20 protein-coding genes are annotated in these 25,449 nt (G+C 58.3%); 10 read left to right on the plus strand and 10 right to left on the minus strand.

Going from position 1 to position 25,449, the window contains the following annotated elements:
* Positions 1–49: 49 nt before the first annotated feature.
* From RDL77_RS06115 to RDL77_RS06140, 6 genes are all read right to left on the minus strand, one after another.
* Positions 50–1,192, minus strand: a complete 1,143-nt coding sequence (locus tag RDL77_RS06115; protein ID WP_288192177.1) for a hypothetical protein — start codon at positions 1,190–1,192, stop codon at positions 50–52.
* Between the two features lie 9 nt (positions 1,193–1,201).
* A complete protein-coding gene (locus RDL77_RS06120) occupies positions 1,202–2,533 on the minus strand; it encodes a glycosyltransferase family 1 protein (protein ID WP_288192178.1) in 1,332 nt (443 codons plus the stop codon).
* A 54-nt stretch (positions 2,534–2,587) separates the two neighbouring features.
* Entirely contained in the window at positions 2,588–3,451 is an 864-nt protein-coding gene (locus RDL77_RS06125) for an FkbM family methyltransferase (protein ID WP_288192179.1), read from the minus strand.
* 108 nt (positions 3,452–3,559) lie between these two features.
* A complete protein-coding gene (locus tag RDL77_RS06130) occupies positions 3,560–4,711 on the minus strand; it encodes a polysaccharide biosynthesis/export family protein (RefSeq protein ID WP_288192180.1) in 1,152 nt (383 codons plus the stop codon).
* A gap of 114 nt (positions 4,712–4,825) precedes the next feature.
* A complete protein-coding gene (locus RDL77_RS06135) occupies positions 4,826–5,818 on the minus strand; it encodes a helix-turn-helix transcriptional regulator (RefSeq protein ID WP_288192181.1) in 993 nt (330 codons plus the stop codon).
* A 489-nt stretch (positions 5,819–6,307) separates the two neighbouring features.
* Complete coding sequence (locus RDL77_RS06140) at positions 6,308–6,580, minus strand: hypothetical protein (RefSeq protein ID WP_288192182.1); 273 nt, start codon at positions 6,578–6,580, stop codon at positions 6,308–6,310.
* Positions 6,581–6,970: 390 nt separating this feature from the next.
* Between RDL77_RS06140 and RDL77_RS06145 the strand changes: the two genes are divergently transcribed.
* Positions 6,971–7,870: an alpha/beta hydrolase gene (locus tag RDL77_RS06145; RefSeq protein ID WP_288192183.1), complete on the plus strand. Its 900-nt coding sequence runs from the start codon at positions 6,971–6,973 to the stop codon at positions 7,868–7,870.
* A gap of 28 nt (positions 7,871–7,898) precedes the next feature.
* Positions 7,899–8,666, plus strand: coding sequence for a 4'-phosphopantetheinyl transferase superfamily protein (locus tag RDL77_RS06150; RefSeq protein ID WP_288192184.1), 768 nt, complete (start codon positions 7,899–7,901; stop codon positions 8,664–8,666).
* Here RDL77_RS06150 and RDL77_RS06155 read toward each other — a convergent pair.
* From RDL77_RS06155 to RDL77_RS06165, 3 genes are read right to left on the minus strand one after another with little or no spacing between them, the layout of a single operon-like run.
* Positions 8,663–10,009, minus strand: a complete 1,347-nt coding sequence (locus RDL77_RS06155; RefSeq protein WP_288192185.1) for a lysine N(6)-hydroxylase/L-ornithine N(5)-oxygenase family protein — start codon at positions 10,007–10,009, stop codon at positions 8,663–8,665. The two genes, RDL77_RS06150 and RDL77_RS06155, sit on opposite strands and share 4 nt — an antisense overlap.
* A gap of 36 nt (positions 10,010–10,045) precedes the next feature.
* Positions 10,046–14,029 (minus strand): amino acid adenylation domain-containing protein, encoded by a 3,984-nt coding sequence (locus tag RDL77_RS06160; protein ID WP_288192186.1) that lies wholly within the window; start codon positions 14,027–14,029, stop codon positions 10,046–10,048.
* 39 nt (positions 14,030–14,068) lie between these two features.
* Positions 14,069–14,275, minus strand: coding sequence for an MbtH family NRPS accessory protein (locus RDL77_RS06165; protein WP_288192187.1), 207 nt, complete (start codon positions 14,273–14,275; stop codon positions 14,069–14,071).
* Between the two features lie 260 nt (positions 14,276–14,535).
* Here RDL77_RS06165 and RDL77_RS06170 point away from each other — a divergent pair, with 260 nt between their 5' ends.
* The 7 genes from RDL77_RS06170 (at position 14,536) to fhuB (ending at position 24,111) form a co-directional block, all read left to right on the plus strand.
* Positions 14,536–15,477 (plus strand): GNAT family N-acetyltransferase, encoded by a 942-nt coding sequence (locus RDL77_RS06170; protein WP_374042674.1) that lies wholly within the window; start codon positions 14,536–14,538, stop codon positions 15,475–15,477.
* Positions 15,474–16,901 carry an MATE family efflux transporter gene (locus tag RDL77_RS06175; protein ID WP_288192189.1) on the plus strand — a complete coding sequence of 476 codons (1,428 nt, stop codon included), beginning with the start codon at positions 15,474–15,476 and terminating at the stop codon, positions 16,899–16,901. Before RDL77_RS06170 ends, RDL77_RS06175 begins: the two co-directional genes overlap by 4 nt.
* Positions 16,898–18,085 carry a PLP-dependent transferase gene (locus tag RDL77_RS06180; RefSeq protein ID WP_288192190.1) on the plus strand — a complete coding sequence of 396 codons (1,188 nt, stop codon included), beginning with the start codon at positions 16,898–16,900 and terminating at the stop codon, positions 18,083–18,085. The genes RDL77_RS06175 and RDL77_RS06180 overlap by 4 nt, the downstream gene beginning before the upstream one ends.
* A gap of 269 nt (positions 18,086–18,354) precedes the next feature.
* Entirely contained in the window at positions 18,355–20,433 is a 2,079-nt protein-coding gene (locus tag RDL77_RS06185) for a TonB-dependent siderophore receptor (RefSeq protein WP_288192191.1), read from the plus strand.
* Between the two features lie 13 nt (positions 20,434–20,446).
* Positions 20,447–21,226 carry an ATP-binding cassette domain-containing protein gene (locus RDL77_RS06190; RefSeq protein ID WP_288192192.1) on the plus strand — a complete coding sequence of 260 codons (780 nt, stop codon included), beginning with the start codon at positions 20,447–20,449 and terminating at the stop codon, positions 21,224–21,226.
* Positions 21,227–21,243: 17 nt separating this feature from the next.
* Entirely contained in the window at positions 21,244–22,113 is an 870-nt protein-coding gene (locus RDL77_RS06195) for an ABC transporter substrate-binding protein (protein ID WP_288192193.1), read from the plus strand.
* On the plus strand, positions 22,114–24,111 hold the full coding sequence (fhuB, locus tag RDL77_RS06200) for a Fe(3+)-hydroxamate ABC transporter permease FhuB (RefSeq protein WP_288192194.1): 1,998 nt from the start codon (positions 22,114–22,116) through the stop codon (positions 24,109–24,111). It abuts the gene before it with no gap.
* Here fhuB and RDL77_RS06205 read toward each other — a convergent pair.
* Positions 24,098–24,616 (minus strand): sigma-70 family RNA polymerase sigma factor, encoded by a 519-nt coding sequence (locus RDL77_RS06205; protein ID WP_288192195.1) that lies wholly within the window; start codon positions 24,614–24,616, stop codon positions 24,098–24,100. The genes fhuB and RDL77_RS06205 overlap by 14 nt on opposite strands.
* 323 nt (positions 24,617–24,939) lie before the next feature.
* Between RDL77_RS06205 and RDL77_RS06210 the strand changes: the two genes are divergently transcribed.
* The gene (locus RDL77_RS06210) at positions 24,940–25,419 is read left to right on the plus strand and encodes a class I SAM-dependent methyltransferase (RefSeq protein WP_223614821.1); all 480 of its coding nucleotides are present in this window, start codon (positions 24,940–24,942) and stop codon (positions 25,417–25,419) included.
* Positions 25,420–25,449 lie beyond the last annotated feature (30 nt).

The following is a 25,449-nucleotide window of genomic DNA, read 5'->3' on the forward strand; positions in this document are numbered from 1 at the left end:
CAAGATGTCTGTGTTTGTCGCGTTTTGTATTGCAGTTGGAAATATCGCATCAGTCCTGATGGTTAACGGATTCCAGTTTCATTTCGACCGTATCTTGTTCGGGCCCCGAATCCGAACCAGCCTGGTAATCTTCGAGAGTGCCAATCTCGCTATGGACCGGACTTAATTCGGCGTGCCAGTGCGCGATTGCGCCCTCGATGGAGCCTGTTTCTGTAAAGAGGCGAATTTCAATCGGTATTTTAGGCCCTTCAACCCGGAAGGTCGTTTCCGCTGCGAACGACCCTGTTCCGGACGGGCGAACGCGGATTTTACCCAGTACATCCTCGCTGTAGATTTCGATCGTAAAAATCTGTCCGTAGATATTCTGATCAATATCCAGGAAAAACCGGACGTTCCATTCGCCGGCCGGAAGATGGAAGTAGGGACCATAGACGAGGCAGCGGGCCTGTCCGACGAGGTCGATTTCACCTGTCGCGGGCTCGCCTCCCTTGTCGGCAAGCAGGAAGCTTTCCTGTGGCCAGGTGAGAGAAGCGACCTGTCCCTTAAGTATTTTACCATCAAACGGTTCAATCGCGTGCTGCACAATCTTCAACAGCCCTTCCACCTTGTCCGGCTGATACACATCGTGCGGGCTGATCCTGGCGGCGGACTCCTCAAGGGTCGGAATGTGCCCGGTTTCTGTGGTTGAACCGGTGCTGTCCATGCCCAATTGTTCCAGGCACCGGATCATGCCGGCGGGTGTCAGCGAGACACCGAGCTGCCGGCACATTTGAGCGATGATGCGGTGGATGCGCACATTGCCGATTTTTGAACGGTCCAGATGGACGAGAAAGGGGTGTGGGCGCATTTGCGAAACGCAGGCAATGCTGGCCGACAGAGAGCGAACGAGTGCTATATCCTGCTTCGCGAACTGATGGATGAGATGTGCAATGGAATCCAGGGCGCTCTCGCTGAAGATGATGTAAGGTGTCTTTGAGCGGCATAGAAATGCGCACAACGCCGCATCGGGGTAGAGCGAAGACAGGATGACATTCTGGCTGCTCCGGCTTGTCCAGGCATTGCGCATGTCGTCCAACGTTTCCACGGACGCGTAATTGTAATCGTCGAATGCTTCGTCCGCTATGACTTTCAGGGCATGGATTCCCCAGGTCGACATCAGACCCGGTATCCCCAAAGCAATCTGAAGGGTCATCTGGCCTGTCTACCTCCCGCCGTTGAAGAGGTTGTCGTACAGTGAACTGACAGCCTGATGATATCGCGCAGGCGAGAAAAGTTCAGCCTGTTTGGGTCCGAGATTGGCAAGATGGCTGCAGAGGTCGTCATCGCGGGCAAGCGCCTTGACCGCATTGCGCAGGGAATCCGTATCGTAAGGATCGATCAACAACGCAGCGTCACCGGCAATCTCTGGAACGGACCCCTCCGTTGATGTCAGGACCGGTGTGCCAAGCTGCATGGATTCGAGGACCGGGAGACCAAAGCCCTCATAAAGCGATGGAAAGAGCACGGCGCGCGCGCCGCGGACAAGACTGATGAGAAGAGAATAGGAAACGAAGTCGAAACGATGGATTCGGCGGCCAGGAACAACCCGGTTTTCGACGTGTGTGTAGAAGCGAAACCGCTCGTCGTCGATGAGGAGCTGTGTCTGGTCGCCTTTCCAACCCGGCGCGCCGACGATGATCAGGGGAAAATCCACCTTGGCCGAGAGATAGGCTTCAACCAGCCTGGACAGGTTTTTCTTCGGCTCAAAGGCGCCAAAGAACAGAAAGTATTTCTTCCAGTCGAGATTGAAGATGCCGGCAATTTCATCGGCCGCCACGCCCTCCGGCTTTTCGCGTAAATCCAGAGGGACGTGGACGGCCTGATAGGTATTGGTGATGCGTTTCTCGTCTACCCCGAGGATGCGAATAATGTCCTGCTTGGAGGTTTCGGAGACCGTGACAATGTGATCGGCCGTTTTGGTCAGATGGCGCAGCAGCTTGTAGTGGTATCGCTTATTGTCCTCGGTCAGATAGGGCAAACGCAATGGAACCAGATCATGAATGGTGCAGATGTTCAGGCCTTTGCGCGCTCTGAGCGGCAGCGGATATGTGCAGTGAAGAAGATCAGGAGCCTTGTCGAATGACAGCGGCAGGCATTTCCCGAAAGTCTTGAAGTGCTGACGGGCTATCGCAAAGATATCATTGTGCGCATAGAGAAACTCTGAATCCATCAGGTTTCCCTGCAGCGATTTGACGATGACGGTGCCGGTCAGCGGAATGGGGGTAGGGGTCGCCCCCAACGGGGCGCCAATCTGCCGGCGCAGCCAGCGTTTCGCCTGGGCAACCGGAGCCAGTTTTCTGTTTGAATTATCGTCGAAAAGGATGACTTCCCGCAGGGCCGGATCTTTGGGGAGCTTGCCGCGAACCGAATGCACAATGCCCGTCTGGTAGTCGAGCTGGCGCGCGGTTTGGATCAGACCGCGTGTATAGGTGGCCACGCCTGTGCCCTTTTGCATGGATAGATTGAGACCATCATACAGTATGGTTCTTGCCAAGTCGGCTTCCTTTCAGGGCAGCGCAGAAATGCAAATCAGCCCAAAATCGTACAATCATGCGGGTTCGTGAGCCGACAAGACAAGCAGCCAGTCATCGCCAGTGTCATTTGCGGAGAGCTGTTCGGGCGTCACAACATGTGTCTGCCCCTTGAAATCCAGGCGCCGCAACGTGCCGTAGACCGCCGTCAACCGGCGAATGAATTCAACGCTGTTTGCATACCGGAGCGCATTAAACTCCATGACAATCATGGGCTTATGGCGTTCGATGGTTTCTTGCATCGCATCAAAAATATGTTCCTCCGCACCTTCCGCATCGATTTTTATGAAGTCCACCCGCTCGTAGGACTGACACAGCTGATCGAGCGTCGCCGTGCGAACATTGACGAGGGACCCCGAGACAGCGTCCGCGACGAAGCCGGGCTCCACCACTGCCGCGTTTTTGGGCTCATTGTGAGGGATGTAGAGGGAGACAAGCTTGTCGTTCGTATCGTTGAGTGCGATTTGTGCGAGGCGGGTACGACGCAGAAAACCGTTGAGATCGATGCTGCGCCTGAGAAAATCCATGGCATGGGGGTTGGGTTCGATGGCAAGCAACTGCCCCGACGCGCCGACAAGCTCCGCCAGCAGGACCGAATAGTAACCGAAATTTGCCCCCACATCGACGGCGACCATGCCATCGCGCACGTTCCGGGCACAAAACTGAGTCAGCCAGATTTCCCAGTACCCGTCCAGGAGAAGGTGTGATCCAAAACCGCGGTCCCGGGTGTCGATATAGAATTTGTAGCGGCCCAGAATGCGCGCAACCGCTGTATAGTCGCCGAGATAGGCGCTGCGTGCGAGGTTTTGAACGGCCAATTCCAGATCCGGGCGCTTGAAGCTTGCAATCTCATGGAGGTGAAGCAACGATTGGGATGGCATTGTTTACTCTCACGGCAGCTGCTCCCAGGGGAAGCATAGGACGGTAATGGTCTCGTTGTTCAAGTCCCCGCATATCGGCGGATCAGACGTTACTCTCTCTTGCCAGTTTCACTTCGTTGCTGCCGCAGCGCTAATGCCGATCGAGGTGGCGGACAGGGCAGGGGATGCGACACCCTGGAAGATTGCCATGACCTTCTGCCATTCGGCCCCGGATGCATTGGCAATGTAAATGACGTCGCGCGGCTGCATTTCGAATCTTTGCATTGCCAGCATCGTGCTCGTGTTCTTCATGTTGAAGCGGTACACCACGGGGATATATTCGCCGGAGTTGAGAAGCGGGTTGCCGGCGGGAAGGAAGCGTCTGGCAACGGAGGCGAGTTCGTAGCGCAGGACGAAGACTCCATTGGCATCAGCGCGGTTGTCGTTCAGGCCTGCCGCCTTGGCCAGCGCGTCGGCCATGGAAATCCGGGATGCTTCAAACGGAATTTCGGCATTGCGTCCAGCCGCACCCAATACAAGAATGGTGCGCGGTTCGCGCACGACGGTGATGAGATCACCGGATTTCAGGCGTATGTTTTCCGCCGGATTTTCGATAAGCACGTCGAACGGAATACGGGCAGTCACGCCATTGCGCGTCAACCGGATGATGCTCTCGCTGGCTGCTGCCCGGATACCGCCCGCTGAAGCGATGGCATCCAGTATGCGTTCGCCAGCACCCGAAAGGGAAATCCGCGCGCCGGAGGCAACCTCACCGGTGACGGTGACGGAATTGGCTGTGCTGCGCTGAATGGTGACAAGCGCCTGGGGCTGGACGGCCTTGCCGTCAAGGGCCGCTGCGATCTGGCGCTCCACTTCGGAGGGAGTCCGCCCGGCAACGGCAATGCGTCCGGCATAGGGCACGGCAATCGTGCGATCGCCCGAAACGGTTTGCGGCGGAATGACCGTCGATCCGCCGGAGGATTGTTGAAAGCCTGCTGCGGTGATGTTGCTGCCGAACAGGCTGCCGGGCGGCGCTTCCCACAAGTTGACGCCAACCACATCGCCGACTGCAATGCGCAGGTCGCTCGTGCGCGGCCCGGCGCCAAAGCGATTGACGAGGCTTTCGCGCGGCCGCGTTGCCGCATAGGAAAGCACGGCGTCGTTCACATCGACCATGGCGTAGTTGGTGTGCGTTTCCGTTTTCCGCTGCTCGACGATCTGCGCGGTTGAAGGACCCGAACCGGGAAGTGCGCAGCCGGAGAGGGCAATTGCAGACATCATGGTGAGAACCAGCCCCGCCGATGCGGATCGTCTCGGCTCCAAATACCGATGAAAGGGATAGAGTGGCATCACGATGCTTGGCAGTGAAGGTCCAGCTTGCCTTTTCAGCATGTCTTACGTGCTCTTTTCGTGAAATCGCATCATTGCCGACGGGCTCATTCCATAGGCATTCCGATACAGGGACGAGAACCGTCCCGGATTTGAAAACTGCAGGTGCATGGCCAGGTCGGTGACATTGCGCGCACTGCCGCTGACGATTGCATCATGCGCCGCCGACAATCGGTACGCACACAGGATGTGCATGGGGCTGGTATCGCGATATTCCTTGAACATACGCTGCAGTGCGCGGGAACTGCAGCCTGCCGCCGCCGCAATTTCATCGAGCGTGATCGAATTGTGAATGTTCTCACGCATGAATGCTTCGGCGCTCTGCAGATAGCGCGGTGAAATTCTCCGGGAGGACTGGCTGCTCAGGGCGCTGACGTTGTCAGGCTTGGTCATGAACAGCTTGGCGAGCAGCAATCGTTCATACACGCCCGCCAGGACATCGCGGCCTGAACCCGCGGCCGCCGCTATATCCTCGCTCACGTAGCAAAGCGTCTGGTATAGCGCGGAAGCACTGCCGGTGCGGAAATCATGCAAGGGCGAGAATGCGAGCTCCTGAAAGTACGGGCGCCGCATCAGGCGTTCGAAGTGTTCACGCAATGTCGGTACCGGAACAAGATAACTCACCCAGGAACTGGCCGGATAAAGTTTCGCCTTGACCCCCGGGCGGTCGAACACGCCGGTGGCGGTTCCCGCCGGAATATTCTGTATCTTGCGGTTCTTGGTATCGATGAGATCAACCGCGCCCTTGAGCATGAATACAAAGCTTAACGTTGCACCAATACCATTGGATGCAACTTCCAATCGGCCGCTTGTTTCACCATAAACGATGGATGTCTGATGTAATGGACACACCTGGCGTTTGAAGCCATAACGTCCCTGTTCATCAGGGAAGCCCGACCAGCGCCAATTCCCGTCCATCTTTTCAACGTTGCTGGATATGTCTCCGCTTGAGCTCGAAAGAGATCTGTATTCAGAACGTTCCATCGGATTCTTATACATTCACTCCCCCCAAAAAACCCAAATACCTCAAGCAACTTCTACAAAGGAAGTTCAAGATCAACTTTAGACGTTCAAGGAAGTTCAGACTACGAGAAGTTTTACAGAAATAGCAACTAAAGAAATTGTCATCGCAAGTTTTTCACTTATTTTGATTAATTCAAAATTTAAATACAAGTTTACATATCCCGTACAATACAAAACAATTGTTCAAGTCGTGAGATTTTTGAACACTTTTTTCAATATATATATTGATACGAGAGGAAATAAATTGACGTTTATTATATATGTTTGTCGTGATGTGTATAATTTACACGCGTGATGCCAAATCGCGCACGTCGGGGATGGACGGCGCCTTGTATGGATGAAATGTCGCGGCGAACCAACCCGGGAGATCGCACCTGCTATCCCCCGAAGGCATTTACACGACAAAATTACGGGTGTGCTTGACGGGGCAGAGGCACCCATGGTGCCGATTCTACCGGAAATGCGCTATATTTTACCGTTCGGATTGAGGGGCGATGCATCCACGGCCGCCTGAATCGTTCTTGACGTGACGGATGGGCGCGCTCGGTTGGCGGCATCGATCATTTCGTTGGTTGGATCACGCAAGACATTATACACGATCGGAATGGCCGCCTTGGCATATTCCCGGTATGTCTGACGGACAAAATCCGGAATGCTGTCCCAGCTGTGGCTTCCAGTATATTTCTGGGCGTGGATAGCCTTTGCCATGGATTCGATCAGCTTTTCGTGTGTATTCATATATTTCTTCTCACTTCTTTGATAACTTCAAGGCAAAAAGAACGATCAGTATGTAATTTACTTGTACATATGAAGAGAGAGAATTCCGGTATCTGAGTAAACATCGGAAATTAACTGGGTTGCTGCAAGAGGTTTTCCATAATTGTTCCAGGGGAAATGGAATATATGGTTAGCGCAGCTTTCTTGCAGGCTGAGAGCCTATGGTCCCGCAACAGTTTGGCGATGGTGAATTCAAACACCTGGCGCTGCGTCGCAACGGTCCTTCCAGCGCCAGTGGATAATAAATATTGACCATTATAGTCATGTTTAATAACAGGGTAGCCGGATTTGCACCATGCAAGCTGCTCCGATGGCGGAAGGGTTCTCCTTCCCTTCACAAGATACGGACCAATGACAGCATTCTCCAATTCATCACCGGCCATGATTGGCAACACCACCTTCCATGACGTGGTCTCGAACCAGAATGGCCTGGTGTACCGCGTTTTCGTCTACCGTCCCGGCGGGGAGCCGCCAAGCGATGGATGGCCGGTGCTTTACATGACCGATGGCAATGCGGTGATCGGCACGGCCGTCGACGCGATGCGGGCGCAGGCGAGTTATCCCAGCGGCACCAATGTGGCTTATGGCGTGATTGTCACCATCGGCTATCCCGTGGACGGCGCCTATGATCCGTTGCGACGCTCCTGGGATCTCGGGCCGCCGCCCGGACAGGTCTATCCGCCGTTCTATGCAAACACCCCTGAAGTCAGGACCGGCGGGGCCGGGGAGTTCCTGACGTTCATCGAAGATCAGATCAAGCCGATGATCGAAGCGGATATTCCCATTGATCGCAATCGCCAGGCGATCTTCGGTCATTCCTTCGGCGGCCTCTTCGTACTCTACAGTCTCTTCACCCGCCCATCGGCCTTCACAACATGGATTGCGGCGAGCGCGTCGATCTATTGGGAAAATTGTGCGATCAACGCCTATCTTCCCCAATTCGAAGCAGCGCATGCGACGCGGCCGGGGGCGGCGCTTTATCTCTCCTGCGGCGAGTACGAGACGGACAAGCTGGCACCATTCCAGCACGGTGCGGCCGACGAGGCGGACCGGCTGGCGCAGAAGAAAATCACGTTGAATGATGTTCATTCCGTCGAACTCATGCGCCGGTTGAACGCCCTGCCTGACCGGCCGGTCCGGACGCAGTTCGAGATTCACGCCGGTGAAAACCACATGTCTCTGCTGCCGGTGGCGGTCAATCGTGCCATTCAGGCTGCCTTCGCCGTTGTAAAGCCACGCCAGGACGGTTGAACACAGCCCGGGGGAAGGGAGAGGCCCGATGCTGCCATACGATCGTCTCACGGATTTGCCGGAGGCCAGCCCGGCCCGGACCCTTGGGCATCCCGCTGCGATTGATATCTGGTGGTGGGCCTTTACTGAAGGCCAAACGGATTGGGGAAAGGTCAGGTCGGCACTTTCCCAGCAGGAACAGGAGCGGGCGGCTGCGTTTAGGTTCGACCGGGATGCCACCGGGTTCATGGCAGGGCGTTACCTCCAGCGCAGCGTCCTGTCGCTCTACACCGGAGACGCGGCGGAGGACTTGAACATTGCTGCCGGCGAACACGGCAAACCGTATCTTGCCGGCGAAACGGCGCTGGCATTCAATCTCAGCAATACCAATGGTCTGGCGGTGCTTGCAGTCAGCCGCGCGTGTACGGCTGTTGGCGTGGATGCCGAAATGCGCTCGGCGACACTTGAGGCCGGGGCGGCGCAACTCATCTGCTCCACCGCTGAATTTGCGACGCTCTCGATGCTTCAAGGCGCCGAACGTGAGGCGCTGCTGCTCGCTTTCTGGACACTCAAGGAGAGCTTTTTGAAGGCCACCGGCCACGGGCTGGCTGTCGAGCCGCATCGGCTGACTGTGCGGGTCGATCCGGTAAGCCGGGCAATCCGCGTGGAGCATGATCTGCCTGGAGATCGGGACAACTGGTGCCACCGCCTGCTTCTGTCTCCGAGCGGGCATATGATTGCGGTTTGCGCGCAATCGGATCGGACAGGGCTGGTATTCCGCCAGCAGAGCCTGCCCGATCCGATTTTCCGGTTCTAGTAATCCACGGCGATGGACTGGCCGATGGTCTCGTGCCCGCTCGACAGCCAGTTGACCTGCGAGTCATGCGGCTCCAGATCAAAGTGCTCGTGACCTGTAAGCGTGTTGATGATGTGGGCGCTGCGCCATGCCATCAGGCTCAGTTGAGAATCGGCGATGCCGTGGCTGTAGCGCCCGGCGTTCTGGGCAAAAATGCGGTTCTGCTTCGGACCGTTCCAGTTGAGACAGTATTCGTCATTGAGGGCGGGGCGGCTGTGACGGTCGAACTGGATACGGTCCTGCAACCCGGAGAGGGCCTCGGGCAGTTTGAACTGGTAGCCAGTGGCGAGAATGATGGCATCGGCATGGGCAACCTCGACACCGCTGTCAAAACGGTTGCGCACGATCAGCCTATAGCCGTCCTTGTCCGCTTCCACCTGAATCACATCGCGGTTGGGCGAGAGCTTTGCCTCGATGCTGCGGCCTTCCAGATAGCGCAGGCTGTAGAGCCGGCGGTAGATCGCGTTGATCGTTGATAGCGAAAGGCCGTCGCTGGTCAGGATCGAAGCTTTCAATGCTTCGAGCTTCTGGTCATTGTTGAGGTTGAGGTAGGCATAGACATATTCCGGCGAAAACACCTGATTGGAGAAGGCTGTGTCGTTGATCGGTTCGAAATTGTGCCGGCGGCTGAACCAGTTGAGCTCTTTCAGATTGGCTTTGGAGTTGAGCAGGGATTCGACCACTTCGCCGCCGCTCTGGCCGCCGCCGATCACCGCGATACGGGCTGCATTGAGGTCCGGCAGCCGGAATTTTGCTTCGCAATTGTGGAAGCAGCGTTCGCCGAGGAACGGTGTCGCCCATGAAGGGACAAAGGGCGTGGTTCCTGTTCCCAGCACGATGTTCTTTGCGGCCACACTGCCATTGTCGAACTGCACCACGAACCTGTCCTTGTCGTGTTTGACCTCGCGCACGGCAGCATCAAATGAAACATTGTCGAGCTGTCCGGCGACCCAGGCAAGATATTGCGCAAACTCCCGGCGCGGCACGGCGTCGTAATGGGCGTTGAGGAACGCATAGAGGCGCTTGTGGGCCACGAGATAGGACACGAACGACCATGGATTGGTCGGCATGACGGGTGTGACCAGGTCCTTCAGATAGGACGACTGCAGCTCGACATCGGGCAGCATCATGCCGGGATGCCAGTCGAAATTCGCCCGGCGTTCGTAGAAATGCGCCTTGAGGCCGCCGAGGCTGTCGAGCAACGCCGCAAGGCTCAGATTGGAAGGTCCGACACCGATACCCGCCAGATCGAGGGTCTCGTTCGGCTGGCGCGTATGATCATTGTTCGCAAACATGGCAGTCATCAGAATTCCTTTCCGTGATCTTGATTCCAAAGGGCCCTATCGGGCCTCGTCCAGCCGGTGGGAGAGGCGGCTGTGGAATGCCTGTGATCCGATTACGTGCAGATGGTTGGTGCCAGAGATGATTTCCGCCGGATTGGCCCGGGGAGAGTAGCGCCGCCAGTCGATCAGGTTGAGACCCCGATTCAGGCTGTCGTCGGCCGCCCAGGAATGGATCGGCACGTCATGCGGCTTCAGTTCATGACGCCTGAAAATCAGAGCGTTATCGATGAGGATCCAGAACGTGTGTTCGCGGCTGCTGATATCCGGACCATCCGTCGGCAGCTCGTCTTTCTCATCGCCGACAAAGCGCAGGAACTGCTCATAGGTATCCTCGTCCATGACGTTGAGCAGGCGGTCCCATTCGGCGCGCATGGCGGTGCGCGACAACCACTCCTGCACGGTCGCGTGCAACTGGTCGCGTTCGCCCGGCTTGAAGCGCGGCTTGGCGCCGATGGCGAACTCGGTGCCCAGATCACAGACGTCGACCATGGTGATCAGCCGCAGATCAATCTCGTCGCCGAGCTTGCGCGCGGTTTCATAGGCGAGCAGTCCGCCCCACGACCAGCCGAGGAAATAGCAGGGCCGGCCTTTGCTTTCGCGGCGGATGTATTCCACATAGCCTTGGATGATATCGTCGACGGATGAGCCGATTTCCTTCTGCTCGGAGAGCGAATAGCAGATGAACCCGGTAGCGGGTTGATCGGCGCCGAGATAGTCGACGAGTTTGACATATTCGCGCGTGCTGACGAGAAGGCCGGGGAAGCAATAGAGCACGGGCTTGGTTCCGGATGCGCGCAGCACAATCACTTCGCTGCCCGCCTCGCTATTGCCGTTTTCAACGACCTCCGCGAATGCACGGATCGTCGGATTGTTGAAGAGATCGGCAATCGTCGTGCGGTTCTGCGGCTTGCGCTGCCGCAGGGCCGTGAGGATGCGGATGGCTCCGAGAGAGTTACCACCGATGGCGAAGAAGTTGTCTTCGACGCTGATCGGGCTGGTTTTCAGGATGTCCTGCCAGATATCGCGGACTTCTTCTTCAATGGCGCTTTCCGGTTCGACAATGTTGCGCTTCATCGGCGTCGGTGCGGGCAGGGCGAACCGGTCGAGCTTGCTGTTGGGATTGATCGGCATGGCTTTCAGCGGAACAATGGCCGAAGGCACCATATAGGCGGGCAGCATGCGTTCCAGCGCCGCGTGCATCTGCGTCACATCAAGCTCAATGCCCTGTTTCGGCACGGTATAGGCCACCAGCATCTTCTGCCTGGTGGCTTCGTCGTCTCGCAGGACGACGAGCGCCTCGCCGACACCGTCAAGCTGGAGCAGCGCGGCTTCGATTTCACCGAGCTCGATGCGGTAACCGCGCAGCTTGACCTGATGGTCAACGCGGCCGACGAATTCTACGGTGCCGTCTTCGCGCCAGCGGGTCAGATCGCCCGAGCGATAGAGACGCCCGCCCTCCTTGGAGAACGGGTCGGGAATGAAACGGTCGGCTGTCGTATCGGCTTTGCCGATATAGCCGCGGGCCATGCCTTCGCCGGCGATATAAAGTTCGCCCGTCACGCCGATGGGGCAGGGGTTGAGGTCGGGATCGAGGACATAGACGCGGCGATTGCCGACAGCACGGCCGATCGGTGCATAGGTGCCTTCGAATTTCTGCCCTGCGCGCACTTTCCAGACCATCGGTGTCATGATGGTTTCAGTGGGGCCGTACCCGTTGATCAACCATTCGGACTTCAGAGCCGTGGACAGGAGATCGAAGGTCTGCTGGGCAAGTCCTTCGCCGCCGAAGGAATAGAGCCGCATCGGCGGAGCACTGTCGGTGAGATCAGCCCATTCCGCCAACTGCTGCAGATAGGTGGTGGGAATACTGGCATTGTTGGCGCCGTGCTTGCGCATGGCGGTCAATGTTTCCTCCGGGGTCCACAGGGGCTGGTCCGGCAGAATGATGCTGCCGCCTTCCATCAGCGGGTTCATCCAGCGTTCGTGTCCGCCATCGGAGCTGAAGGGCAGGAACGGCAGTTCGCGCGAGTCCGCGCTCATACCGTAGACGCGCGAGGTGTTCTGCATGTGATGGGTCAAAGGCCCATGTTCGACGGCAACACCCTTGGGCAGGCCGGTTGAGCCCGATGTGTACATAATGTAGGCGAGCTGGTCCTTGTGGACTTTGACGTCAGGGACGCTGTCCGGCTCCTCCGACAGGTCGAGTCTGTCGAGTTCGAGGATGACCGCATCAAGGCCTTCCGGAATACGGTCAAGCAGCCAGCTGTTGGTGAGGATGACCTTCACGCCGCCATCGCGCAGGATATGGTGGTTGCGGCTGGTCGGATGATCCGGCTCGACGGGGATATAGGCGCCGCCCGCCTTGAGCGTGGCAAGAATGCCGACGATGGCTTCGGGAGAACGCTTGACGGCAATCGCCACGCTGATGTCGGCACCGATGCCGAGCTTGATCAGCCGGTGCGCCAGCCGGTTGGCGCTGCGGTCAAGCCTGGCGTGGCTCCACACGTCGTCGGCAAAGATGATGGCCGTCTTATCGGGCGTGCGCTGGGCATGGGCGGCGATGTGTTCATGCACCGCTCGGTCATCGTTGATAGTGTCATCCTCATAGGGAGCCGAGAGAACATCGAGTTCATCCTCGGCGATGAGGTCGATATCCTTGATGCGGACCTGTTCTCCGGCAATGGCCTGGGACAGGATACGTTGAAAATGGATGGCCGCGCGTTCGATCAATGCCGGCTCATAGATGTCTTCGGCATAGTCGAACAGGCCGGCGAGCGTGCCGTCCGCCTTCGGGGTCAGCACCAGTGCCAGTTCCGCATCCGAGCGGGGCGCGACGGCCGGCACATGGTCTTGCGCCAATGCGGAATGCCGGGGCGGCTGACGGAACTCGAACAGGGATTTGACGATCGCGTCCTGTTCCCGCTCCTCATGCGTCTGGATTTCCTGCACAAGGCGTTCGAACGGAACGAGATATTCCGTTCCTGTGGCAACCGCCGATTCAAGCGCTTTGCAAACATCCAGAAAGGCAGTGCGCGATGTCAGTTCAAGCTTCAGCGGCAGGATTTGCTCGCTGCGCGCTATGGTCTCCTGGCTCGTGGATCCAAGCAAAGTTCCGTACTGCAGCGAATAGGTGCCGCTGTAGCGGGCCAGGAGAACAGCAAAGGCGGCGGAAAGCAGCTCTTTAACCTTCAACCCTTTCAGCGTTGCATAGGACTGGATGCCGGTCCAAAGCTTCGCATCGTGTGTGAATGGCACGCGCTTGCGTCTGGCGCCGGCATATCCGGCAGCATTGAAGCGTGTGGGCAGGGTCGTCGCATTGTACTCCTCGCCAATCAGATCGCGCCAATGGGCGAGGGCCGCCGCAAATTGTGGCGTTTCCAGCGCTTCTTCTTCGCGCACGCCGCGCTGCAGGCTGTCGCCGGGAAGCACTGGCAATTCCCTGCCCTCGGCGAGCGCGATGAGATCGCTGCGCAGAATGGCAAGCGCTGCCTCATCGCAGACGATGGGATGCAGCACGATTGTCGAGATCAGTTGGTCGTTATTTCCGGCAATCAATTGATAGCGGGCGGAAACACCGTTCAGGAGATCGAAGGGGCGGGCAATGAAGCCCGCCTTTTCCGTTTCGGCTTCCGTCGCGCTCAGAGGATTGCTGTCACTACCAACAATCTCATTGGAGGGAACGTCGCCCGGAACGGAAAACTGCTCAATGCGGCCGCCAGCAAAACGGCGAAAGCGCGTGCGCAAGGCGCTGTGCCGCTGCGCCAGCCGGTCGAGGGCGCCCTGCACCTGATCAAGTGCAACGCCCTTCTCCCATTGCAGGGAAAGCACCTGGAAGGGAAAAACCGTTGAGTTGCCGATCTGCTCGAGCGACCAGATGCGCTTTTGCGCCAGCGTCAGCGGAAAGCTTTCGGCCACGCCGCTGGCGATGCCGTCCACGGTAACCGGTTCATTGGGTTCGGGTTGAGCGAAGAGTTTGTTCATGGTGTCACCGATCTGTTGTCTGAAAGGGATTGCTGGCAATCACGCCATCGCCTGCCGCAGCGCGAGCGGCCGCGGATCAACCCAGATTTTCTTGATTTCAATCAGGCATTCCTCGCGGGTGCCGCAAAAGCTTTCCTTGCTCCAGCCGATGGGCAGAGCCTTGTCATTGGACCAGACGGAATAGCGGTGTTCCTGATCGCGAACGATGCTCCAGGTCTCTGGCGACGTCTCGGCATTCGACATCATGCGGGCTCCTTGCAGAATAAAGACATGACCAAGAGACGGATGAACCCGCGCCCGATTTAAGCGGAACGGGAGAAAAATTTTTCAAAGTTTTGGCTAAATCGAGCGGTGTGCCGACCGTCTCTGTAGCAACCATCTTGTCAAAACTTGCCAGCGAGCAGGCTGCGGAGCGCACCATGACCCTTGTTTCCAGTATCTTCCAAGAAGCCAATGTTTCGCCGCTTCCAGCTTCGGGCCTGTCGTGCTTCCTGAAATCTGCCGAAATGAAAACGCCGGGTCAGATGCTGATTTCAACTGTGGCCGGGCGCTATCTCGCGGATGTCGAGCCAAGGGCTGGAAGTGTCCGCGTTCGTTTGCCGGATTTGAATGCCGACGAAACCGTTTCGGTTCTGGCCTCGGCCATCGAATTTCTGTCGGCGCAGTCGCGCAATATCAGTCTGGTTGAAGTTGACAATGTGCAGCCATCGGATTTTCCGATGGGGATGCACAGCGGCAATTCCTTGACCGTCGATGTCAGGGAATTCTGGCAATGGCCGATGCCGTGGATTGCCAATCCCGCCTGGCCGCACCCGCAGGTGCACGTCATGACCAATGGCCAGTATCATCCCAAACGCCCGCGCAAGCCGGTCGGCGTTGTCTATGAACGTTACATTCCCTGGCTCGATCAGGTGCTTTCGTTCCGGGCTGCGGATCCGCAGACGGATCTCGGGCATTTCCATCGCTGGATGAATGACGAGCAGGTCAATGTGATCTGGGAAGATGGCGGCGACAGGGAAAAACACGCCGCCATTCTCGAGGAGCGGCTGCGCGATCCGCATATCCTTGCCCTGATCGGTTGTTTCAATGGCGTGCCGTTCGGCTATTTCGAGGTCTATTGGGCTAGGGAAAACCGCCTCGGGCCCTATTATGACGCGCAGGATTACGATCGCGGCTGGCATGTGGCCATCGGCGAGCCGGCCTATCGCGGCAAACAGTGGATCACGGCGTGGCTGCCGTCGCTGATGCATTTCATGTTTCTCGACGATCCGCGCACCCAGCGCATTGTCGGCGAGCCGCGCGCCAGCCATGAGCAGCAGATCCGCAATCTCGACCGATCGGGCTTTTCCAAGGTGAAGCACTTCGATTTCCCGCATAAGAGGGCCATGCTGGTCATGCTGTTGCGCGAGCGCTTTTTCGACGACAGGCTTTGGGTGCCCGCACCATGAATCCCGAAGAAATCGGGCAGATGAAGCCAAGGCGCGCCTATTTTGCGCCAGACGATCTCAACGATCCGGCGCTGACGCGTCTGATCTTCCGGCTCGGCCTGCCGGCCGTAGCGGGCCTGTCGATCAATGCGGTGCATCACACGATCAACATGGTGTTTGTCGGCATGATCGGCGCCCATGAAATTGCCGCCATCACGGTTGTCCTGCCGATCCTGATGATGATCGGCGCCATCGGCGAGGGGCTTGGCGTCGGTGTGGCGACCGCCGTCGGGCGTGCGCTGGGCAGCGCCAATCCGCAGCGCGCCAATGTGACGGCATCGACACTCATGGTTCTGACGGTGCCGCTGGGTATCGTGCTCACGACAGGCATTCTTGTCTTCCGGCGTGAACTGCTCGGCCTGTTCGGTGCAAGCGCAGCGATCATGCCGCTTGCCGAACACTACCTGATCATCGTCGCCTTTTCGGTGACGTTGACGATGCTGCAGATAGTGTCGGATTTCATCGCCATCTCGGAAGGCAATACGCGTTTCAGCATGTGGACGCTGCTCGGGTGTTTTGCCCTGAATATCATTCTCGATCCGATCATGATCTTCGGGTTTGGCTTCGGGCTCGCAGGCGCCGCCATGGCAACCATCCTGTCTCAAATTGCGGCAATCGGCGCCTATGCACTCTATTTCCGCAAGCGCATGGGCACACTGCACCTTTCGGCGCGCTTTGCCGCGTTCCGGGCGGATATATTGAAACCGGTATTCTCCATCGGCCTGCCGACGACGCTGACCAGCATGCTGAGCAGCATCAGCTTCGCCGTACTGTTTACCTATGCCGGGTTCTATCGGGGCGACAGCGGCATTGCCGGCGTCGGTATCGCGCTGCGGGTTCTCACTCTGGGCATGCTTCCCATCGTCGGTCTGTCGCTCGGCGGCCAGGCGGTCCTGAGCTTCGCCTGGGGCGCGGGGAAGACGCCGCGATTGCTGGCGGCATCGAACCTGCTCCTGATGCTGACCTCGGCTTTTTCCGTGGCCTACGGGCTTGGCGCCGTTCTCCTGCGCTATCCCATTGCAGCCATTTTCACCGATGATCTGGAGATCGCCCGGATCGCCGCGCTGACCATCATCGTCACCCATATTCCGTTCATCTTTTTCGGCATGCGGCAAATCCTTGTCGTGCTCCTGCAGGCACAGGGCAGGGCGCGGCTCGCCGCCACGATCAGCATCGCGCAGAACGGCTATTTCCTCCTGCCGCTGCTGTTTGTCCTGCCGCATTTCCTCGGCTTTGACGGCCTTCTTGCCAGCCTGTTCCTTGCCCCTGCGCTGACCGCACTTCTCTCTGCCGTCATTCTTTTCACCACGCTGCGCCAGCTGCGTGGCGCTACCGATCTTCCCATCGCAACCTTCAACAACACCGTGTCTGAGAGGGCATCATGAACAAATCCATGCCACCCCACGAATTCGATCCAATGGAAATGCCGGACGACCTGTTTTCACCGGTCGATGCGGCTGCCTTCAATGCGGTGTCGCCGCCGATCTTCCAGACGTCGCTCTTCACCTACGACACCTATGAAGCCATGGAAGATGTGTTTGCCGGGCGTGCGCGCAATTACATCTATTCGCGCGGCGACAACCCGACGGTGCGCGAATTCGAACTGCTGACCGCCCGCCTGGAAGGCGCGGAAGACGGACGCGGCTTCTCCAGCGGTACGGCCGCAATCACAGCGACCATTCTCAGCCTTGTCGAGTCCGGTGACCGGGTGGTTGCCGTCCAGCATCTCTACAACGATATCTACCGGCTGTTCGTGAAGCTGCTTGCCCGGTTTGGTGTCGCGGTGGATTTCGTCGACCCATCCAATCACGACGAAGTGCGCGCGGCGTTGCCCGGTGCGAAGCTGCTCTATCTGGAAAACCCGACATCGATGGTGTTCGAACTGCAGGACATCGAAGCCCTGACGTCCATGGCCAAGGAATATGGCGTGACGACCGTCATCGACAATTCCTGGGCAACGCCTCTCTTCCAGAAGCCGATCCAGCACGGCGTCGACATCGTCATCCACGCCGCTTCGAAATATCTCGGCGGCCACAGCGATACGGTGGCGGGCGTTGTTGTCGGGCCGCGTGACCTGATCGCCAAGATCAACAGCTCGACCTATCCCTATATCGGCGCAAAACTCTCGCCGTTCGAAGCGTGGCTGCTGCTGCGCGGCATGCGTACGCTGAAAGTGCGGCTGAAAGAGCACATGCACAACGGGCTGGTCCTCGCCAAGCACTTGCAGCAGCATGACGATATCGCCCTTGTCCGCCATCCCGCATTTTCGGATCATCCGGGCAAGAAGACGCTGACGGGCTTTTCCGGCCTCTTCGCCTTCGATTTGAATCCGGACATCGACGTCGCGCGCTTTGTCAACGCGCTGCGCCATATCCGCCTTGGCGTCAGCTGGGGCGGACCGGAAACGCTGGTGGTTCCTGCCAAAGCCGCCTTGCAGATTCCTGACCGGATGACCTCCTTCGTGCGCTTTGGCGTCAATCCGCAGACCATCCGTTTCGCTGTCGGTCTGGAGGAGCCCGAGGTCATCTGGAACGACATCCAGCAGGCGCTCCACGCCGCCAGGTTGTAGGCCGGACACAGGCAAAACAAAGTTGGTCAAGGCGGGTGAAAAAGACGGACATTTCGTCGAACGCGCCTTGACTCGGACAACATGACAAATGTAGTCATGTTTTGAATATGAGAATAATACTCATATTAAATATCGAATAGTCTCAGGGTTTTAACGGGGGTTTGGTCATGCGGGGTTGCAGGACGATGATTTGGAACGGGGTCAATTCAGCTGGGCGCAAGCAGCGTTCGCACAAACGTCTGCTGATGACCACATCGCTGGCAACGCTCATGACTGCGAATATCGCCTATGCGCAGCAGGCGCCGACCATCGAGCTCAATCCGATTGTCATCAACAGCGGCGACGATGCCACTGGCCCCGGCAATGGCTATCTCGCCAACAGCACCTTGACAGGAACAAAGACGAGCACGCCGCTGCGCGAAGTTCCCCGTTCTGTTTCCATTATCACGCGCGAACAGCTGGATGACCGTCCGTCGCAACGAATCGAGGATGCGCTGGCCTATACGGCGGGGGTGACCAGTTCGCCCTGGGGTGTTGACGAACGCTATAATCAATTCATGATCCGTGGTTTCGACGTCGGCCCTTATGCGGTATCTCGCGACGGGCTGCCGCAGCGGACCATTGATTTCTCCGGCTTCAAGGCCGAGCCTTACGGACTTGAGCGCATCGAGGTGATCAAGGGGGCGGCCTCGGTGCTCTATGGTCAGAACGGCGCCGACGGTCTGGTGAACCTGACGACCAAGCGGCCAACCAAGGACCCGCTGTATAGCGCCTATGCCGGCTATGGCTCGCACAATACCTATGAAGTCGGTCTCGATGCCGGCGGCCCCTTGGACAAGGAAGGCGTGTGGACCTACCGCCTGACGGGGCTGTTCCGCGAGGGGCATGAGGCGATTGATTTTTCCAAGAACAACCGCGTGTTCATTGCACCGGCGATCACCTGGTCTCCCAGCGCCGACACCTCTCTGACGGTCTTCGCCAACTATCAGTGGGATAAGCTTCCGCCCAATACGTTCCTGCCTGTTGCGAGCCCGCTTCATCCCAACCTGCCGAAGTTCTCGCGCAGCTTCACAACGTCGGATCCGGATTTTGACCGCTTCAACGCCAATCATGGCTCGATCGGCTATTCTTTCGAGCATCGTTTCAACGATGCCTGGACGGTTCGCCAGAATCTTCGCTACACCTCGCAGGACACGGATTACCGGCACCTCTATTACACCCAGATGCTGGATGAGCAGACCCTGGGCAGAGCCGCCTTCACGGTTGATGAAACGGCGACCATCTTCAGCGTCGACAACAGCGCGCAGTACGACTACCAGTCCGATCATATCAAGAACACGCTGTTGATGGGCCTCGATTACAATCGCTACACGGTTGACGGTCACAACGGATATGCACCCGGACCCGGTCTCAATTTCGAGAACCCGGTCTATGGCATCGATGTGCCGATGCCGGGAACGATTGTCGACCGGAAGACCACGACAGACCAGGTTGGCATCTATGCGCAGACACAGACCAAGATCAACGATCGCTGGCTGCTCAATCTCGGCGGGCGGCAGTCCTGGTTCGAGGAAAAGACGGATGACCGCCTGAGCAATACAAGAACGGATACATCGGACAATGCCTTCACCGGCAATGTCGGCCTCGGCTATCTCTTCGACAATGGCATCACACCCTATGCGAGCTACTCCACCTCGTTCGTGACCAATATCGGCCAGGATGCCCTGACCGGCTCCCCTTATGCCCCGTCAAAGGCGCGGCAGTACGAGGTCGGCGTCAAGTATGATCCCGATTTCATGCCGGCGCATTTTACCGCTGCCTTGTTCGACATCACGAAAACCAATGTGCTGGCCTTTGTCAGCGACGGCGCATATCGCCAGATCGAAGAAGTGCGCCATCGCGGCTTTGAGTTCGAATCCACCGTTGATCTCTTCCACAATGTCAGCCTGACAGGCAGTTACACCTATCTCGACGCTGAAATCACGGCCAGTTCTCTGCCCGAAGTCGGCAACCGCACGCCGATGGTGCCCAAGAACCAGGCATCGCTCTGGGCCAAGTACACCTTTGACTCCGGCCTTCTTCAGGGGCTGAACATCGGCTCCGGTATCCGCTATGTCGGCAGTTCCGTCGGCAGTGGTGCCAGTGGCAAGCAGGTGAACGTTCCTGACTATACGCTGGTCGATGCGGCCGTCAGTTATGAGAAGAATGGATGGAAGGGCGCGCTCAAGGTCAGCAATCTCTTTGACAAGGGCTACTATTCCACCTGCTCGACCGACTATGACAATGCACCGATGTGTATCTACGGCGAAGGCCGGACAATCAAGGGTACCTTGTCGGTCAAATTCTAAGGTCAAACATCAAATGAACGGAACGTCCTTTTCCCTCAGTGGTGTCGGTTTCGATATCGACGGAAGAACCCTGCTTCATCCGCTGACACTGGACGTTCCGAAAGGGGAGGTGGTCGGCATTCTGGGCCATAACGGTTCCGGCAAGTCGACGCTGCTGAAAATCCTGGCCCGGTTCCAGGTGCCGACGCGGGGGCAGGCTGATTATCACGGCCAGCCGCTCGCCTCGTTCCGCCCCAAGGACTATGCCAGGAAGGTTGCCTATCTGCCGCAACAGACGCCGGACACCGATGGCATGACGGTCAGGGAAGTGGTTTCGCTCGGGCGTTATCCCTGGCACGGGGCGCTTGGTCGCTTCTCGCTCACCGACCGCACCAAAGTGTCCGAAGCCCTTGAGTTGACGGGACTGACACCGTTTGCCGACCGTATCGTGGACACGCTGTCCGGCGGCGAACGGCAACGCGCCTTTCTCGCCATGCTCATTGCGCAGGATACGGAATGTCTTCTGCTGGATGAGCCGATCTCGGCGCTCGATATCAACCACCAGATCGAAGTGATGAGCCTCATCCGCACGCTGGCGCATGAGCATGATCGCTCGGTCCTGATCGTCCTGCACGATATCAACATGGCCGCGCGCTTCTGCGACCGGCTGATCGCCCTGTCGGGCGGCAGGCTTGTGGCCCATGACGAGACCGATGCGCTGATCACGGCCGACAAGCTCAACGCCATTTACGGGGTTCGCATGGGTATTTTCCGCCATCCGGAAACACAGTCGCCCATAAGCTACGTTCTCTAAGGATCGGGATATTGATGATGGCCGCGCTGCGCCGCCGCGATTTTCTGTTCGGCTCAAGCCTTCTGCTCGCATCGCCGCTGCTCGCGCGTGCTGCCAGGGCTGCGCCGCCGCGCATCATTTCGCTGGACTACGGTCTGGCGCAGACGCTGATCGAATTCGGCACGCCGCCCGTTGGCCTGATCGATACACAGGGCTGGTATGACTGGGTCATGGAGCCGCCCCTGCCGCCGGGCATTGCCAATGTCGGTTCGAACTATGAGATCAATATGGAAATGCTGCAGCTGCTGCAGCCCGATTTGATCATTTCGACACCTTATCTCGAATGGATCAGGCCGCAGCTCGAGACAATCGCGCCGGTCAAATCCTTTCCCATCCATGCGCTCGGATCCTCGCCATATCCGCACATCGTTGCTGCAACGCTGGAGCTGGGGCAGATCGTCGGGCAGCCGCAGGAAGCGCAGGCCCTGATTGACCGCACCGAGCGGGAGCTGCTGGCGGCGAAGGCGGCAACCCGGCGTCTCGCCGAGCAGAAACTGGCCATCATGACGTTTTTGGACGCCCGCAACATTCGGGTGTATGGCCCTGGCGGTATCTTTCAGGACGTTCTCGACCGGCTCGACCTGCACAATGCCTGGACAAGAAGAACCAATGAATGGGGTTTCAGCGATGCCGGGCTTGCCGATCTCATTGCCATTGGCGACAGCCGCATTTTCTACATGGATCCGGTTCCGCCGGATGTTCTGGCTGGCTTGGCGGGAAGCCCTCTATGGCAGGCCATGCCCTTTGTTCAAAGGGGCCATGCCGAGCGCATGGCCAGTGTGCTGATGTTCGGCGCATTGCCGTCGGTCTCCCGCTTCGCCCGTCTTCTGGCTGAGGTAAAAGTCTAGATGTTGCGTACGTCGTCATCCCAACGTCTGATCTGGACAGGTGCTCTGTGGCTGGTTGCGCTCGGCGTTGCTGCTTTCAATCTGTGGCCGATGATCGGCAAGCTCGGTGTTGATGCCGTTTTCCTGCCCCCGCCGGCAAGCGACGGTGAGGCGGTTCTCCTGCACTACAGCCTGCTGCCGCGTCTGGCCATGTCCGTCGTCTGCGGCTTTGCCCTCGGGCTGTCCGGCACGCTTTTCCAGCATGTGCTGCGCAATCCGCTGGCATCGCCCTCGACGCTGGGTATCGAGGCCGGGGCGCAACTGGCGCTTGGCGTGGCGATCCTGTGGTTTCCGGCCTTGCTTGGCTGGAGCCGGGACCTCACCACGGCCATTGGCGGGTTCGCGGCCATGGCCATCGTCTTTGCTGTGGCGTGGCGTTTCCAGTTCCAGCCTGTCACCGTTATCCTGGCGGGTCTCGTCATGGGGCTTTACTGCACCGCAATCACGACCATTCTGGTGCTGATGAACAATCATTATCTCGCTGGCCTGTTCGTCTGGGGCGGTGGCTCGCTCAATCAGAACGACTGGCGCGACGTCAGTGCACTCCTGCCAAAAATCGCTTTCTTCACGTTTCTGGCGTTTCTTCTCGCCCGGCAACTGAATGTGCTGACCCTTGGCGAGGCGGCGCAGGGGCTCGGCATGAAGCTTCAAACCACGCGTGCCCTGACCCTCGTGGTTGCCGTGGCATTGACGACATTCACGGTGAGCGTGGTCGGCATCATCGGCTTCCTCGGCCTCGCCTCGCCAGCCATTGCCCGGGCGACCGGCGCACGGCGCATCAAGGATCGGCTGATCGTCGCGCCCCTTGTCGGTGCGGGGCTGCTTGTCCTGATCGACCAGCTCCTGCAGATGCAGGCGGCCGTGACCGGCATCCTGCTGCCGACCGGCGCTGTGACGGCGTTGATCGGGGTGCCGGCATTGCTGATCGTCATGTTGCGCCGCAAGGCCGCGGGGCAGCCGACAGCCGCTGCATCGCCGGTGCGCAGGAGCCGGCACCCGGCGCTGATCCTGACCGCGCTTGCCGGTCTGCTGCTGCTTGCCTGTGTTACCGCCGTCTTTGTCGGCCGGGGCATCGACACGGCCTGGGCCATTCATACCGGCGCCACGCTGGACTCCCTGCTGCCGTGGCGGCTGCCCCGGCTGATTGCGGCGCTGTCTGCCGGAACCATGCTGGCGCTTGCCGGCAGCCTGCTGCAACGGCTGACCGGCAATTCCATGGCCAGCCCCGAGGTGCTCGGCGTCAGCGCGGGTACGGCCTTTGGGCTGCTCTGTGTCCTGTTTGTCGTGGCGCAGCCCGATTATATCAGCAGGTTGCTGGGCGGTTTTCTCGGCGCATCCGCCGTGCTTGTGGCGCTGTTTGCCATGAGCTGGCGCAAAGCGCAGTCGGGCAACCAGTTCCTCATTGTCGGCGTCTCGCTGAGTGCGTTCCTGACGGCGCTGATTTCAGTCATCCTGGCATCGGGCGATCCGCGCGCCATGTCGCTGATCAGCTGGATGACGGGATCGACCTACAGTGTCACCGGCCCCGCGGCGATCATTTCGCTGATCTGCGCTGTAGCGGCAATGGCGGTGGTGCCGGTCTTCCTGCGGCCCTTGCAGCATTTTGCGCTGGGCGAAATGTCCGCCCATTCCCATGGCGTCAATGTCAGGACATTCCGCATCCTTATCCTCGGCTTTGCCGCCCTGTTGACGGCTGTCGCGACGCTCGTCGTCGGGCCGTTGAGCTTTGTCGGTCTGATGGCGCCGCACCTGGCCCAGCGCATCGGACTGACACGCGGATTTCCGCATCTTCTCGGTACGGCTCTGTTTGGCGCGTTGTTGATGGCGGTCGCGGATTTCATCGGCCGCACGGCCTATTTCCCGTGGCAATTGCCGACGGGATTGATCGCGACGCTGCTGGGCGGTCCGGTGTTTGCGCTGCTGCTCCTGCGCCCGCGCAAGGCGGCTAAGCAACTTTGAGTGATTGCTCGCAGTAGCGGTGGGCATCCTTGATCATGAAGTTCACCAGGGTGCGTGAGACGCCCAGTTCTTCCGCAATATCCTTCTGCGGCACACCTTCGATGCGGTGGCGGATGAACGCGTCGTGGGTGCGCTTGGGCAGATCGTTCAATGAGGTCATGACCCGGTTGAGCGCCTCTGTCATCACGATACAATCAAGCGCGTTGACGCACGGCGCCGGCACGGAATCCACACCGTCCATCGGCATGAGATTCTTCTTCTCATATTGCCGCTTGCGCGCCTCATCGAGCGCAAGATTATAGACCATGCGGCAGGCATATCCGACCGGGCAATGAATGCAATTTGTCTGCATGGTGCAAGCTTTGACGATGGCGTCATGAAATATATCTTCCGCCTGTGCATGGGAGTGCAATACACTTTCGGCAATAGATATCAGTTTATTTTTGTATTTAACCAGTGCATCAATAAGAACATTTTCATCATGAAGACTCTTTTCTTTAGGCATGATCTTTATTCTTTTTTGCATAGGATTGTATTGCCGCTCATGGCAACATGAGATACGGCCAGAAATATTTCAAATTTTGAAATATCCAGCTTTGCAACTATCGCGAGTGCAGCTATACAAGAACTTGAGAAAAAGAGTCAAGTTAAAGAAAATGCGATTTGAAGAGGCACCATCAAAGCGGCGGCAAGCCGGGGATTCGAGGGTGGTTCCGCCCGAAGCGATCAAAAAGAATCTACCGGATATGTCGTTTGGCGCGGTCGACCCGGCTGCGTCGGCCTGCTAAGCCAAGCCTGTAGTGAATTGACAGTGGATACCCGATCACCATGAGCCGTCTTGACAGCTTCATCCGCCGCGTGACGGCCCAGCGCGATGTTCTCAACCATATCAGCGACACGGTCAGGGAATTGCCGGGGCCGGTGCTGGAGCTGGGTCTCGGCAATGGCCGCACCTACGATCATTTGCGCGAGCGGTTTCCGGATCGGCGGATCATTGCGTTTGATCGGGCATCCCATGCCTACAAGGCTTCCACGCCCGATCCGGAAAACATGATTATCGGGGAAATCAGGGAAACCGCGCAAAGCTTTGTCGGCATCGACGCGGCCCTGGTGCATGCGGACATCGGTACGGGCTATCCGGACCAGGATGCCATTACCCAGACATGGCTGCCGCAGCTGGCCGCTGGACTGCTTGCCCGTCACGGTATCGTCGCCAGTGGCCTGGCGCTGGATCATCCCGCGCTTGAACTGCTTCCCTTGCCTGCCAGCGTCAAGCCGGGACGTTACTTCCTCTATCGCCGCCGCTGATCCCGCGCGCCAAAGGGCATATGTCGCGCG

This window comes from uncultured Phyllobacterium sp. (genome assembly GCF_902479695.1).
Lineage (GTDB): Bacteria > Pseudomonadota > Alphaproteobacteria > Rhizobiales > Rhizobiaceae > Phyllobacterium > Phyllobacterium calauticae.

Bases quoted from the DNA above. Each gene is read 5' to 3' on its own strand.
- fhuB (WP_288192194.1), top strand. From the start codon at position 22,114: ATGTTGCGTACGTCGTCATCCCAACGTCTGATCTGGACAGGTGCTCTG.
- RDL77_RS06155 (WP_288192185.1), bottom strand. From the start codon at position 10,009: ATGACTGCCATGTTTGCGAACAATGATCATACGCGCCAGCCGAACGAG.
- RDL77_RS06130 (WP_288192180.1), bottom strand. From the start codon at position 4,711: ATGATGTCTGCAATTGCCCTCTCCGGCTGCGCACTTCCCGGTTCGGGT.
- RDL77_RS06190 (WP_288192192.1), top strand. From the start codon at position 20,447: ATGAACGGAACGTCCTTTTCCCTCAGTGGTGTCGGTTTCGATATCGAC.
- RDL77_RS06165 (WP_288192187.1), bottom strand. From the start codon at position 14,275: ATGATGTCGAATGCCGAGACGTCGCCAGAGACCTGGAGCATCGTTCGC.
- RDL77_RS06160 (WP_288192186.1), bottom strand. From the start codon at position 14,029: ATGAACAAACTCTTCGCTCAACCCGAACCCAATGAACCGGTTACCGTG.
- RDL77_RS06135 (WP_288192181.1), bottom strand. From the start codon at position 5,818: ATGTATAAGAATCCGATGGAACGTTCTGAATACAGATCTCTTTCGAGC.
- RDL77_RS06125 (WP_288192179.1), bottom strand. From the start codon at position 3,451: ATGCCATCCCAATCGTTGCTTCACCTCCATGAGATTGCAAGCTTCAAG.
- RDL77_RS06180 (WP_288192190.1), top strand. From the start codon at position 16,898: ATGAACAAATCCATGCCACCCCACGAATTCGATCCAATGGAAATGCCG.
- RDL77_RS06185 (WP_288192191.1), top strand. From the start codon at position 18,355: ATGACTGCGAATATCGCCTATGCGCAGCAGGCGCCGACCATCGAGCTC.
- RDL77_RS06140 (WP_288192182.1), bottom strand. From the start codon at position 6,580: ATGAATACACACGAAAAGCTGATCGAATCCATGGCAAAGGCTATCCAC.
- RDL77_RS06145 (WP_288192183.1), top strand. From the start codon at position 6,971: ATGACAGCATTCTCCAATTCATCACCGGCCATGATTGGCAACACCACC.
- RDL77_RS06175 (WP_288192189.1), top strand. From the start codon at position 15,474: ATGAATCCCGAAGAAATCGGGCAGATGAAGCCAAGGCGCGCCTATTTT.
- RDL77_RS06150 (WP_288192184.1), top strand. From the start codon at position 7,899: ATGCTGCCATACGATCGTCTCACGGATTTGCCGGAGGCCAGCCCGGCC.
- RDL77_RS06170 (WP_374042674.1), top strand. From the start codon at position 14,536: ATGAAAACGCCGGGTCAGATGCTGATTTCAACTGTGGCCGGGCGCTAT.
- RDL77_RS06115 (WP_288192177.1), bottom strand. From the start codon at position 1,192: ATGACCCTTCAGATTGCTTTGGGGATACCGGGTCTGATGTCGACCTGG.
- RDL77_RS06195 (WP_288192193.1), top strand. From the start codon at position 21,244: ATGGCCGCGCTGCGCCGCCGCGATTTTCTGTTCGGCTCAAGCCTTCTG.
- RDL77_RS06205 (WP_288192195.1), bottom strand. From the start codon at position 24,616: ATGCCTAAAGAAAAGAGTCTTCATGATGAAAATGTTCTTATTGATGCA.
- RDL77_RS06210 (WP_223614821.1), top strand. From the start codon at position 24,940: ATGAGCCGTCTTGACAGCTTCATCCGCCGCGTGACGGCCCAGCGCGAT.